Annotated in this window: 10 protein-coding genes; 9 read left to right on the top strand and 1 reads right to left on the bottom strand. The window is 65.1% G+C overall.

The features are described from left to right. Positions 1-241: 241 nt before the first annotated feature. Positions 242-2,707, top strand: coding sequence for an ATP-dependent Clp protease ATP-binding subunit (locus KQI12_RS04985; protein WP_216571029.1), 2,466 nt, complete (start codon positions 242-244; stop codon positions 2,705-2,707). Between the two features lie 76 nt (positions 2,708-2,783). Further along, a complete protein-coding gene (malQ, locus tag KQI12_RS04980; protein WP_216571027.1) occupies positions 2,784-4,268 on the top strand; it encodes a 4-alpha-glucanotransferase in 1,485 nt (494 codons plus the stop codon). 114 nt (positions 4,269-4,382) lie between these two features. On the opposite strand, the gene KQI12_RS04975 is transcribed toward malQ, so the two are convergent. Then, positions 4,383-5,324 (bottom strand): alpha/beta hydrolase, encoded by a 942-nt coding sequence (locus tag KQI12_RS04975; RefSeq protein ID WP_216571025.1) that lies wholly within the window; start codon positions 5,322-5,324, stop codon positions 4,383-4,385. A 169-nt stretch (positions 5,325-5,493) separates the two neighbouring features. On the opposite strand from KQI12_RS04975, the gene KQI12_RS04970 reads away from it, so the two are divergent. From KQI12_RS04970 to argJ, 7 genes are all read left to right on the top strand, one after another. Then, on the top strand, positions 5,494-6,795 hold the full coding sequence (locus KQI12_RS04970) for a hypothetical protein (RefSeq protein ID WP_216571023.1): 1,302 nt from the start codon (positions 5,494-5,496) through the stop codon (positions 6,793-6,795). An 18-nt stretch (positions 6,796-6,813) separates the two neighbouring features. Next, on the top strand, positions 6,814-7,518 hold the full coding sequence (locus KQI12_RS04965; protein WP_216571021.1) for a DUF6320 domain-containing protein: 705 nt from the start codon (positions 6,814-6,816) through the stop codon (positions 7,516-7,518). Between the two features lie 299 nt (positions 7,519-7,817). Further along, the gene (locus KQI12_RS04960) at positions 7,818-9,035 is read left to right on the top strand and encodes an argininosuccinate synthase (protein ID WP_216571019.1); all 1,218 of its coding nucleotides are present in this window, start codon (positions 7,818-7,820) and stop codon (positions 9,033-9,035) included. A 169-nt stretch (positions 9,036-9,204) separates the two neighbouring features. Then, positions 9,205-10,590 (top strand): argininosuccinate lyase, encoded by a 1,386-nt coding sequence (gene argH / locus KQI12_RS04955; RefSeq protein ID WP_216571018.1) that lies wholly within the window; start codon positions 9,205-9,207, stop codon positions 10,588-10,590. Positions 10,591-10,696: 106 nt separating this feature from the next. Further along, positions 10,697-11,344, top strand: coding sequence for a hypothetical protein (locus tag KQI12_RS04950; RefSeq protein ID WP_216571017.1), 648 nt, complete (start codon positions 10,697-10,699; stop codon positions 11,342-11,344). A 32-nt stretch (positions 11,345-11,376) separates the two neighbouring features. Beyond that, positions 11,377-12,327 carry an N-acetyl-gamma-glutamyl-phosphate reductase gene (gene argC, locus KQI12_RS04945; protein WP_216571016.1) on the top strand — a complete coding sequence of 317 codons (951 nt, stop codon included), beginning with the start codon at positions 11,377-11,379 and terminating at the stop codon, positions 12,325-12,327. An 84-nt stretch (positions 12,328-12,411) separates the two neighbouring features. After that, a complete protein-coding gene (argJ, locus tag KQI12_RS04940) occupies positions 12,412-13,635 on the top strand; it encodes a bifunctional ornithine acetyltransferase/N-acetylglutamate synthase (protein ID WP_216571015.1) in 1,224 nt (407 codons plus the stop codon). Positions 13,636-13,646: the final 11 nt, after the last annotated feature.

Raw genomic sequence — 13,646 nt, 5'->3', positions numbered from 1 at the left:
TAAACTACTCACATTGTAACACAACTTTTCAAAAATGCAATGCTAAATTGCGGGAGACTTGGGTATATTTTTAGGTGCTGGATCGGCCGAGATCTGTACGATCTACTGGAAAGAATTGCTAGTTATGACTGACGGACAGAGGCCGACGCGTCACTGCGGCAAGGAGTGGGATCGATCTGCGATGAAGATGATCAGACGAAAGGACGGCTTCGTTCGGGGCCGCTTGGAACGAGGTGGACACATGGAAGGGACGGACTTCACCCGCCGGGCCCAGACAGCCCTTCGGCTGGCCCAGGAGAGTGCCGCCGAGATGGGCCATGGCTATGTGGGCAGTGAGCATCTCCTGCTGGGGCTCCTGCGGGAGGGGGAGGGATCTGCCGCCCGGATCCTGACCGCCGCCGGATTGGAGGGGGACCGCCTCCGGGAGACGGTGGTGCGGGCGGTGGGGGCCGGACTGCCGGGGACGGCCCCCTTCCAGGGCCTGACGCCCCGCTGCCGGAACATCATCGAGCGCTCCGCTGCCCGGGCGGCGGAACAGAAGCAGGCCACCGGAACGGAGCATCTCCTCTTCGGACTGCTCGCTGAGGGCGAGGGGGCGGCCGTCCGGGTGCTGGAGACCTGCGGCCAGGACCCCCAGCGGCTCCTGGCCGACGTGACGGCCGCCATGGGGGACCCGCTCCCGCCGCCCTTCCGGGGGAGCGGTCGGGCCAGAGGGGAGACGGAGCGCTCCTCCGGAGAGCTCAAGCTCCTGGAACAGTTCGGCCGGGACATGGGGCGGCTGGCGGCGGAGGGCCGTCTGGACCCGGTGGTGGGCCGGGACCGGGAGATCGAGCGGGTGATCCAGATCCTCTCCCGCCGCCGGAAGAACGACCCGGCCCTGATCGGGGAGCCGGGCGTGGGCAAGACCGCCGTAGTGGAGGGGCTGGCCCGCCGGATGGCCTCCGGAGACGTGCCGGAGGAGCTGGCCGATAAGCGGCTCTTCGCGCTGGACCTGTCCTCCATGGTGGCCGGGACCAAATATCGGGGAGAGTTCGAAGAGCGGGTGAAGAACATCCTGGCCGAGGTGGTCCGGGCGGGAAACGTGATCCTCTTCATCGACGAGCTCCATACCATCGTGGGGGCGGGCTCCGCCGAGGGGGCCATCGACGCGGCCAACATCCTCAAGCCCGCGCTGGGCCGGGGTGAGCTCCAGGTGATCGGGGCCACCACCACCGGGGAGTACCGCCGCTATATCGAGAAGGACCCGGCGCTGGAGCGGCGCTTCCAGCCGGTGCTGGTGGAGGAGCCGGATCCGGATACCGCGCTGGCGATCCTCCGGGGCGTGAAGAATCGGTATGAGGCCCACCACCGGCTCCGGATCGGGGACGACGCGCTGGAGGCGGCGGTGCGGCTCTCCCAGCGCTATCTGCCGGACCGCCGTCTGCCAGACAAGGCGATCGACCTGATGGATGAGGCCGCCGCCTGCGTCCGGCTGGACCGGGCCCGGATCCCGGCGGGGCTCCGGGCGCTGGAGGCCCGGGCGGCGGAGGCCCGCCGGGAGAAAGAGGCGGCCATCCGGGGACAGGATTTCGAGGGGGCCGCGATGCTCCGGGACGCGGAACGGGACTTCCGGCAGGAGCTGGACCGGGCCAGAAGCCGCTGGGCCAGCGCGCGGCGGCCGGAGACCGTAGGAGCGGAGGACGTGGCGCAGGTCCTGTCCCGGTGGACGGGGATCCCGTTGACGGCCCTCACCCGAGGGGAGCGGGACCGGCTCCTCCATCTGGAGGAGGAGCTCCACCGGCGGGTGATCGGTCAGGATGAAGCCGTCCGTGCCGTGGCCCGGGCGGTGCGCCGGGGGAGAGTGGGCCTCAAGGAACCGGGGCGTCCGGCAGGATCCTTCCTGTTTTTGGGGCCCACCGGCGTGGGAAAGACAGAGCTGTGCCGGGCCCTGGCTGCCGCCCTTTTCGGCACGGAGGAGGCTCTGATCCGCTTCGATATGTCGGAGTACAAAGAGCGGCACACGGTCTCCCGGCTGATCGGGTCTCCGCCGGGGTATGTGGGCCACGAGGAGGGCGGACAGCTCACCGAAGCGGTGCGCCGCCGGCCCTATTCCGTGATCCTCTTCGACGAGCTGGAGAAGGCCCACGAGGAGGTATGGGATCTGCTGCTCCAGATCACGGAGGACGGCGCCGTCACGGACAGTCAGGGCCGGAGAGCCGATCTGCGGAACGCGGTGGTGGTCATGACCTCCAATGTAGGGGCAGCCAAGCTAGCGGGCCGGAGCGGACCTCTGGGCTTCTCTGCCGGGGAACGGGGGACGGTCCGCTCCCATGACCAGCTCCGGCAGGCGGTGATGGGAGAGCTGAAAAGGGTGTTCCGCCCGGAGTTCCTGAACCGGCTGGATGAGATCGTGGTGTTCCGTCAGCTGGAGCGCCCAGAGCTGCGGGCCATCGCCGGCCGGATGCTGGAGGACGTGGGGGAACGCCTGTCCGCGCTGGGCATCGGCCTGACGGTGGAGGAGGCCGCGCTGGACCGGCTGGCGGATCTGGGCTTCGACCCGGAGCACGGGGCCCGGCCCCTCCGGCGGGCAGTTCAAAGCCGGGTGGAGGATCCGGCCGCCGAGGCGGTCCTGACCGGAGCGCTGAGCGCGGGGGGCGCCGCCCGTCTCACGGTGTCCGGGGAGGAGCTGGTCCTGCGGACGGAGGCCGGCGGCCCGGCATCGCCTTGACACCCGGACGGCCCGGACACTATAATGAGAGCGAGAAGACGGCAGAGAGATCTCTGCCATTCAAGGAGGCCAACGTATGCTCGCTCATCGTTCCAGCGGCGTCCTCCTCCCGGTCACCGCCCTTCCCGGAGGATATGGGATCGGGAGCCTGGGGGAGAAAGCCCGCCGTTTCGTGGACTTCCTGTCTGACGCGGGGCAGTCTTACTGGCAGATCCTGCCTCTGGTGCCCCCGGGCGGCGGGGACTCGCCCTATATGTCCCCTTCCTCCTTCGCGGGGGACCCCTTCCTCCTGGATCTGGAGGAGTTGGCCCGGGAGGGCCTCCTGACAGAACGGGAGCTGGAGGAGGCTCGCTGGCCGGATCCGGACCGGGTGGACTATGCCTGGCTCCACCGGACCCGTCCCGCTCTGCTCCGAAAGGCATGGGGCCGGGGGAAGGCCCGCTTCCGGACCGAGCTGGAGGCCTTCTGGGAGCAGGAGTCCGACTGGCTCCCGGACTACGCCCTCTTCATGGCCGTCCGGGAAAAGCTGGGGGGCGCGGAGCGGAAGGACTGGCCGGAGGAGATCCGCCGCCGGCCTGAGACGCTGGAGGCCCTGCGGCGGGGACTGGCGGAGGAGATGGGCGGTCACGCCTTCCTCCAGTTCCTGTTCTTCCGGCAGTGGACCGCCCTGAAAGCCTATGCCAATGGGAAGGGCATCCGGATCCTGGGGGACCTGCCTATCTACGTCTCTCCGGACTCGGCGGAGGTGTGGGCGGAGCCGGAGCTCTTCCAGCTGGATGAGGAGGGCCATCCCACCGCCGTGGCGGGCGTCCCGCCGGACGCCTTCACCGATGAGGGCCAGCACTGGGGCAATCCCCTCTATGACTGGGACCGCCACCGCGCCACTGGCTATACCTGGTGGAAACGCCGGGGGGAACACATGGCCCGGTTGTACGACATGGTGCGGATCGACCATTTCCGGGCGTTCCACACATACTGGTCGATCCCGCTGGGGGCTGCCTCCGCGAAGGAGGGCCACTGGGAGCCGGGACCGGGCATGGAGCTGGTCCGTCTGCTGGAGCAGGTCCCCGGTCTGGAGCTGATCGCGGAGGACTTGGGGGATCTGGACGCGGATGCTAGGGCTTTCATCGCCGGAAGCGGCCTGCCCGGCATGAAGATCCTGATCTACGCCTTCGACCCGGTGGGGGAGAGCGCTTATCTGCCCCATAACTGTCCACCGGAGTCGGTGATCTACACCGGCACCCATGACACGCCCACCTTCGTCCAGTGGCTCTTCGACGAGGCCAGTCCAGCGGAGCGGGACTACGCCTTCGACTACCTCCGGCTTCGGGAGGACGAGGGGTTCGGCTGGGGCGCTGTATGCGGGGCCTGGGCCTCTCCGGCCCGGCTGGCCATCGTGCCCATGCAGGACCTGCTGGGCCTGGGGGCCGACGCCCGGATGAACGCCCCCGGCACCATGGGTCCCCAGAACTGGAGCTGGCGGGTACGGGAGGCCGCGTTCAACCGGGACGTGTCCGACCGCCTGAGAAAGATCACGAGGACCTACCGCCGGTGTCTGTGAGAAAAGGATACCGCGTCCCCGCCCGACGTTCGGGATGGGGACGCGGTATCTCGTTCCAGAGCGGCGCTGTCAGCCGATCCTTATCCACCCTGTCCTTCACGCTGTGCCGCGGCGTCAAATGCACAGCTGTTCCAGCAGGAAGCGGCCGATGCTGTCCATGGCCTCGGAGGCCCGCTTGATGGGGAACATCTGGAACACGTGCCACATCCCGCGCCACACCTCCAGACGGCAGGGGACGCCCGCAGCCACCAGACGGTCCCGGAGACGCACAGAGTCGGAGAGGAGGATCTCGTTGGTACCGGCCTGGATCAGCACCGGCGGAAAGCCACGCAGGTCGCCGAAGAGGGGGGAGAGGCCGGGGGCGGTCCAGTCCTCGCCGCCTGCGTAAGCGGCTCGGACCGCCTGGATATAGTCTTGGGTCAGGGAGGGATCCAGCTCGGCCCGCTCCTGATAGGAGCGTCCGCTGGCGGTCATGTCGGTCCAGGGGGACATGAGGATCAGGGCGCCGGGGAGGCGGCGTCCGGTGGCCTTCAGCCGGTGGGCCAGTACCAGGGCCAGATTGCCCCCGGCGGAGTCGCCGGCCACCACGATGTCCCGGGCGCCGTAGCCCAGATACATCAGGTAGTCCCATGCCTTCAGTGCGTCCTCCACCGCGGCGGGATAGGGGTGTTCCGGGGCCAGCCGGTACTCGAAGGACAGGACCTCGAAGCCGGTGACGCCGGCCAGCTTGGACGCGATGGGCCGGGAATAGCCCAGATTGCCGCTGGTATAGCCGCCGCCGTGGCAGTACAGGACGGCGTGCCGCCGGTCGTGGCCCCGGTCGGGCCGGACCCAGGCGGCGGCCATGCCGGAGAGGTCGAAGGGCTCCCAGCTCATGCCCACCATGGGAGTGACCAGGCGGCCCAAAAGCTCCTGCCCCTTGCGCTGGCGCTCCAGATCGTCCGGGGACATGGACTCCGGCGACGCGGCGGAGTGGATGGCCTTCAGAGCCTTCATCATGGGGGCGAGACGCTTGGCCTCTGCTTTGGCGGACGGGTCATCCTGCGGTCTCTTCATCGGGGCACCTCCTGTGTGCGGGACGGGGCGGATCGGTCGTCCCATCTTACCATACCGTGATCCGGGGCGCAAGTGGGAGCGTTCGGGGAGATGCCCTTGTAGCCGACGGGAAAAGATGGTAGAATGCAGAGGACGACCAGACCAGTGAAGGGAAAGGAGGGGGTATGCCATGGCAGAGCAGAAGCGCCGGGAGTGGTACCGGCTGGACAACGCGGGCGTCCTCTATTCCGCCCTCCAGAAGGAGCAGTACTCCGCGATCTATCGTTTCTCGGCGGTGATGGAGGAGAAGGTGGACCCGGAGGCCCTCCAGCGGGCGGTGGACAAGACCATGCCCCGGTTCCCGGGCTTCGCCGTACGGATCCGGCGGGGGGCCTTCTGGTACTATCTGGAGCCCAATCCGTCCCCGGGCCCTTTCGTGAAGCCGGACATCGCCAACCCCTGCCAGCCGGTGCGCTTCCGGGAGGACGGGGGCTGGCTGATCCGCTTCTACTATTATGGACACCGGATCTCGCTGGAGGTGTTCCACGCCCTGTCCGATGGGGGAGGGGCCCTGGTGTTCTTCCGGACCCTGCTGGCGGTGTATCTGGGGGAGATGGGCCATCCGGTCCCCAGTGGACACGGGGTGCTGGACATCCACGAGCCGCCCCGCCGGGAGGAGCTGGAGGACGCCTACGCCCGCTATGCGATGGGCCGGCCCCTGCGGCTGAAGCTGGGCCGGAAGGCCTTCCAGAACACAGGCACGGCGGAGCCCTTCTACACGCTGAACGTGACCATGGGCCTGCTGTCGGTGGACCAGCTCAAGGTCAAGGCCAGATCCTACGGCGCTTCCATCACGGAGTATCTGACCGCGGCGCTCCTGAAGGTGATCCTGGAGAACCAGGCCAGGGAGCGCCCCCGGCGGCCCAAACAGGTGGCTCTGGCGATCCCGGTGGACCTGCGGCACTGGTTCCCATCGGAGACCCTGCGGAACTTCATCCTCACGGTCCGCCCCTACATCGATCCGGCCCTGGGGGACTATACGTTTCCGGAGATCGTGTCCCGGGTCCACCACTATATGCGCTTCCACATCGACCGGGTGGAGATGCAGGCTATCCTGACCGGCAATGTGCGCTTCCAGACCAACCGGCTCCTCCAGCTGATCCCCCTCTGGATGAAGAACCCGATCATGGCCCTGAGCTACCGGCTGGCGGGGACCCGGCCCTACTCCGGGACGTACACCAATCCGGGGGCCTTCCAGGTGCCGGAGGAGATGGCGCCCCACATCCGGCGGATGGAGGTCATGCTGGGGCAGGCCACGGCGCCCCGGGTCCACTGCGCCTCCATCAGCTTCGGCGACACCATGGCCATCACCTTCGCCGGGACGCTGAAGGAGACCGACACGGAGCGGGAGTTCTTCCGCTTCCTGGTCCGGGAGGGGATCCATATAAAGGTGGAGAGCAACCGGACCGTCCGGTCCGAACTGATCTTCTGATATCGAGAGGTGTTCCCTATGTCATACTGCGTCCACTGCGGCGTGGAGCTGGATCCCACGGCGTCCTTCTGCCCCCTGTGCCATACCCCGGTGCTGGACCCGGGCCAGCCGGTGGATACGGCCTCGCCTCCGCCGTTCCCAACAGAGCGGCGGGAGGTGCCGCCGGCCTCCAAGGGAGAGCTGGCCCTGCTCCTGACCGCCATGCTGGCTTCGGCGGCGGTGTGCTGTGGGGTGCTGAACCTGTTCCTCCATCCGGCGCGGGCCTGGTCCCTCTATGTGATCGGGGCGGCGCTGATGCTGTGGCTGTGGCTGGTGCCGCCTCTGCTCCTGCGGAGGATGCCGCTGGCGGCCCGGCTGGTGCTGGACACTGGGGCGGTGGCGGTCTACCTCTTCCTGATCGCGCTGGATCTGGACGGGATGGGCTGGTATCTGCGTCTGGCCCTGCCGATCGTCCTGTGGGGCGGAGCCTGTGTGCTGTTCCTGGGGCTGATCCTGTGGAGCGGCAGACGCTCGATCCTGACCACCGTCACCGTACTGATCGGCACGATAGGCGTGTTCCTGTTCGGCGTGGAGCTGCTGATCGACCGGTTCCTGTACGGGAGCTGGGGACCGGGCTGGTCTCTGGTGGTCCTGACGATCTGCACAGCTCTGGTGATCCCTCTCGTCGTGGTCCGCCGGGTGCCCTCCCTTCGGGAGGAGGTCCGGCGGCGGTTCCATATGTGATGACGCGGAGCCCGCGCGCCGGATCGTCCGGCGCGCGGGCTCGTCTTTGCCGGAGGGACAGGACGCGGCTGCCGGCGGATGCATATCTGCGGGACGTATACGAATTATTCATGAAAATATCCGTAAATATTCACTGAATAATGAATATAATGAAAAAATGACGGGCGGAAGCGGGAAAAAGAAGGATAATTATGCAAAATAACAGTTGCAATCACCGGAGAAGGGGAGTATACTAAGCCCAACGACAAGAGAACGGCCGGCTGGCCGAACCGATCGATATACTTTAGGAGGTCATCATCATGTCTGACATCAAGAAAGTGGTCCTTGCTTACTCCGGCGGCCTGGATACTTCCATCATCATCCCCTGGCTGAAGGAGAACTATGACGATCCCGAGATCATCGCCGTGTCCGCTGACGTGGGCCAGGGCGACGAGCTGGATGGTCTGGAGGAGAAGGCCCTCAAGACCGGCGCCTCCAAGTTGTACATCGAGGATCTGACCGATGAGATGGTGGACGATGTCATCATCCCTTCCATGCAGATGGGCGCTAAGTATGAGGACTATCTGCTGGGCACCGCCTTCGCCCGTCCCATCATCGCCAAGCGGCTGGTGGAGATCGCCAAGAAGGAGGGCGCTGACGCCATCTGCCACGGCTGCACCGGCAAGGGCAACGACCAGGTCCGGTTCGAGCTGGGCATCAAGCGCTTTGCCCCTGACATGAAGATCATCGCTCCCTGGAGAGAGTGGTCCATCAAGGGCCGCGAGGAGGAGATCGACTACGCCGAGGCCCACAACGTGCCTCTGAAGATCTCCCGCGAGACCAACTACTCCAAGGACAAGAACCTGTGGCATCTGTCCCACGAGGGTCTGGATCTGGAGGACCCCGCCAACGAGCCCCAGTACGACAAGCCCGGCTTCCTGGAGATGAGCGTCTCTCCCGCCAACGCCCCCGACGCACCCACCTACGTGTCCCTGGACTTCGTCAAGGGCGTGCCTGTGGCCATCGACGGCGAGAAGATGAAGGCCAGCGACATCATCCGCAAGCTGAACAAGCTGGGCGGCGAGAACGGCATCGGCCTGCTGGACATCGTGGAGAACCGGCTGGTGGGCATGAAGGACCGCGGCGTCTATGAGACTCCGGGCGGCACCATCCTGTACCGGGCCCATGAGGTGCTGGAGATGATCACCGTCGATAAGGACACCAAGCACATGAAGCAGAAGCTGGCCATCGACTTCGCCGACCTGATCTACAACGGCAAGTGGTTCACCCCCGTGCGCGAGGCTCTGTCCGCGTTCGTCACCAAGACCCAGGAGCACGTCACCGGCACCGTGAAGCTGAAGCTCTATAAGGGCAACATCGTCACCGCCGGCGTCACTTCTCCTGAGACCCTGTACTCCGAGAACCTGGTGACCTTCGAGGAGAGCGACTACAACCAGGATGACGCCACCGGCTTCATCAACCTGTGGGGCCTGCCCGACACGGTCCAGGCGCTCCGGGAGCAGGGCAAGCTGAAGTAAGCGGTCCGCAAAACGAATATCCCCGTACATCGCAGGTCCCCCCGGCGGCTCCGGCCGCCGGGGAGGCTGATATCATCCGGGGTGCGGTGATGCAGAATACAGAATGGAGCCACATCATTCTGCGTTCTGCATTACGCATCCTATGAAACTTTGGTGAGGTGCTTTTGTTATGAAACTTTGGGCTGGACGGTTCCAGAAGGAGACCGATACGCTGGTCAACGACTTCAACTCTTCGATCTCTTTCGATGCCCGCCTGTATCAGGAGGACATCAAGGGCTCCATGGCCCATGCGGCCATGCTGGGCAAGACCGGGATCATCGAGGAGCATGAGGCGGAGAAGATCATCGACGGCCTCAAGGCGATCCTGGCCGACATCGAGGACGGCAAGGTGGAGTTCTCCATGGAGAACGAGGACATCCACATGAACATCGAGTCCATGCTGACCCAGCGCATCGGCCAGACCGGAAAGCGCCTCCACACCGGCCGCAGCCGCAACGACCAGGTGGCCGTGGACTTCCGGCTCTATGTGAAGAAGGAGATCCCCGTGATCATCGGCATGATCCAGGACCTGGAGAAAGTGCTGGTGAAGAAGGCGGAGGCCAATCTCCACACCGTCATGCCCGGCTATACCCATCTCCAGCGGGCCCAGCCCACCACCTTCGCCCACTACATGATGGCCTATGCCAATATGCTCAAGCGGGACATCACCCGTCTGGAGGACTGTCTGGAGCGGATGGACGAGTGCCCCCTGGGCGCCGGAGCGCTGGCTACCTCCACCTATCCGGTGGACCGGTACCAGACCGCCGAGGCCCTCGGTTTCCGGTGTCCCACCGACAACTCCATGGATTCCGTGTCCGACCGTGACTTCGCCATCGAGTTCCTGTCCGCCTGCTCCATCCTGATGATGCACCTGTCCCGCTTCTCCGAGGAGATCGTGCTGTGGTGCTCCTGGGAGTTCAAGTATGTGGAGCTGGATGACGCCTACTCCACCGGCTCCTCCATCATGCCTCAGAAGAAGAACCCCGACGTGGCCGAGCTGGTCCGGGGCAAGACCGGCCGGGTGTACGGCTCTCTCATCACGCTGCTGACCGTCATGAAGGGCCTGCCTCTGGCGTACAACAAGGATATGCAGGAGGACAAGGAGCCCGTGTTCGACGCCATCGACACCGTGGAGCTGTGCATCCCCGTGTTCGCGGCGATGCTGGATACCCTCACCGTCAAGGAGAAGAACATGCGCGCCGCGGCCTCCGGCGGCTTCATCAACGCCACCGACTGCGCCGACTATCTGGTGAAGAAAGGCATGCCCTTCCGGGAGGCCTACATGATCGTGGGCAAGCTGGTCAACTTCTGCATCAAGGCGGGGGAGACTTTGGACACTCTTCCCCTGAAGGACTTCAAGGCAGTCTCTCCCATCTTCGAGGAGGACGTGTACAAGGCTCTGGAGCTGAACACCTGCGTCAACGGCAGAAAAGTCTACGGCGGTCCCTCCGCGGAGAGCGTGCAGAAGCAGATCGACCACGTCAAGGCATTTTTGGCGGAGAGAGAAGGAAAGTAAGCCGGAGACGTTCATCCGCGCCCGATGAGCGCGAAATTTATAGTTGCATTCCATCCGCGGGCGCAGTACCATAAAGGGTATCGAAGAAACGGATGGAGTGTTGTATATGAAAAAAGCCATCATACCCGCGGCTTTGGCTCTGTCCCTGCTGGCCGGGTGCGGCGGGACAGCAGCTCCGACGGCTTCGTCTGCCCAGACGCCTGCTGACATGCCTGCACCGGTAGAGAGCGTGGCTCCGGTCCCTACGCCGATGGCAGTCGAGAGCAGTCAAGCCCCGGAGGAGGCGCTCTTTCCTCGGACGTTTCTGTTCTCCAGCGGCGTAGGCGCCTGGAGCACGGAACTGGATGTGGCGGAGGACGGCTCCTTCACAGGATCCTACCATGATACGGACATGGGGGATACCGGGGAGGACTATCCCGATGGGACGGTATACATCTGCACCTTCTCCGGGCGGTTCAGCCAGCCGGAGCGGGTGGACGGCCACACCTATACGATGCGTCTGGAGGACATCCAGCAGGAGGAGACCGATGGGGAAGCGGTCATCGAGGACGGCGTCCGCTATGTGGGGAGCGGCCCCTATGGTCTGGACGATGCGGATGAGATCCTGCTCTACCTGCCCGGGACCCCAAAGTCCGATATGCCGGAGGGGTTCGCCAGTTGGACCTCCTACGGCTGGGGCGACGACGATACGCTGACGGGCTGGGGGCTCTACAACGTGGCCGCGGACGAGGGCTTCCTCTCCATGGATGACTGAGGCTTTTTGACATAGATACAGAGGTGGAAACAATGAGCAGACCGATTGTTTACATAGATGGAAAAGAGGGGACCACCGGTCTCCAGATCTACGAGCGCCTGGGCAGGCGGGACGACATCCAGCTCCTGCTGATCGACGAGGACAAGCGCAAGGACACCGCCGCCCGGAAGGAATGTCTCAACGCGGCAGATATCGTGTTCCTGTGTCTGCCTGACGCGGCGGCCAAAGAGGCGGTCTCCCTCATCGACAACGACCGCACCCGAGTGATCGACGCCTCCACCGCTCATCGGACGGCGAAGGGCTGGGTCTACGGCTTCCCGGAGCTGTATAAGAAGCCCTATGAGGTCATCGGGACCGCCAAGCGGGTAGCCAACCCCGGCTGCCACGCCACCGGCTTCCTGTCCTCCGCGGCGCCGCTGGTGTCCATGCGTATCCTGCCCAAGGACTACCCGCTGACCTGCTTCTCCCTGACCGGCTACTCCGGCGGCGGCAAGAAGATGATCGCGGCCTATGAGGCAGAGGAGAAGGGGAAGGACCTTTACAGTCCCCGCATCTACGGCACCAGCCTCCGCCACAAGCACCTCCCGGAGATGCAGAAGATCGCGGGACTGGACCAGCCTCCGGTGTTCTGCCCGGTGGTGGACGACTACTACAAGGGCATGGCCACGACGATCATGCTCTACGACCGCTATCTGGTGGGCCAGCCCACCGCTGAAGAGGTCTATCACATCCTGTCCGCCTACTACGCGGGACAGAAGCTGGTGTCCGTCCGCTGGGGCGGGGACGCCCCCATGTTGGCGGCCAACACCATGGCCGGCACCGACAAGCTGGAGCTGGTGGTCTGTGGCCATGAGGATCAGACCATCGTGACCGCCCTCTTCGACAATCTGGGCAAGGGCGCATCCGGCGCGGCCGTGCAGAACATGAACATCATGCTGGGCCTGGACGAGACCACCGGTCTGGACCTGGGCGAACAAAAGTGACATATGCCCGGAGCGGGGGACCCTCCGCTCCGGACCGGATACGGGCCCGGCACGGACCGGGACGATACGAAGGAGCGAAACGATATGAAGCAGATCACCGGCGGCGTCACAGCCGCGAAGGGATTCAAGGCCTGGGGCGTCCACTGCGGCGTCAAGAGCAAGCGGCAGGAGAAGAAGGATCTGGCCATCATCCTCTCCGAGCGGGAGTGTACCGCGGCGGGCACCTACACCATGAACCGGGTGAAGGCCGCCCCCATCTATGTGACCATGGACCATCTGGAGGACGGCACCGCCTGGGGCGTGGTGGCCAACAGCGGCAACGCCAACGCCTGCTGTCCCATGAGCCATGAGAACGCCGAGTTCATGAGCGAGTACGCCGCCGCCGCCACTGGCCGGAAGGCCTCCGACTTCGTGGTGGCCTCCACCGGCGTCATCGGCCAGACCATCAACATCGCCGCCATCGAGAAGGGGATCCCCCAGGTGGCCGCCGGCCTCACCGACGGTCCCGAGGGCTCCGACGCGGCGGCCAATGCCATCATGACCACCGATACGGTCAAGAAGGAGCTGGCCTACACCTTCACTGTGGGCGGCAAGACCGTGACCATGGGCGCCATCGCCAAGGGTTCCGGCATGATCCATCCCAACATGGGCACCATGCTCTGCTTCATCACCACCGACTGCGCCATCACCCATGAGCTGCTGGCCGACGCCCTCCATGAGACCGTGCCCAAGACCTTCAACCGGGTCACTGTGGACGGTGACACCTCCACCAACGATATGTGTGTGGTCCTGGCCAACGGTATGGCGGAGAACGCTCTGATCGAGTGGAAGGATGACGACTACACTGTGTTCCAGAAGGCGCTGCGCCATGTGTGCGAGGAGCTGGCCCGTGCCATCGCCGGGGACGGCGAGGGTGCCAGCCGCCTGATCACCTGCACCGTCCGGGATGCCCGGAGCGAGGAGAGCGCTGAGCGTCTGGCCAAGTCCGTGGTGGGCTCCCCGCTGGTGAAGGCCGCCATGTTCGGTACCGACGCCAACTGGGGCCGGGTCCTGTGCGCCATGGGCTATTCCAAGGCACCCTTCCGTCCGGAGTATGTGGACGTGAAGTTCGCCTCCGCCGTGGGAGAGGTGCTGGTCTGCCATCAGGGCATGGCCGTGGATTTTGACGAGACCGCCGCCAAGAGCATCCTCTCCCAGGACGAGGTCATCATCGATGTCGATCTCCACGAGGGCGAGCATCAGGCCACCTGCTGGGGCTGCGATCTGACCTATGACTATGTGAAGATCAACGGCGACTACCGTACCTGATCCGGAGAGGG

It is taken from the genome of Pseudoflavonifractor sp. MSJ-37, assembly GCF_018917965.1.
Lineage (GTDB): Bacteria > Bacillota > Clostridia > Oscillospirales > Oscillospiraceae > Pseudoflavonifractor_A.
Note: the sequence above shows the minus strand (reverse complement) of the source record. Positions and strands in the feature narration are given on the sequence as shown.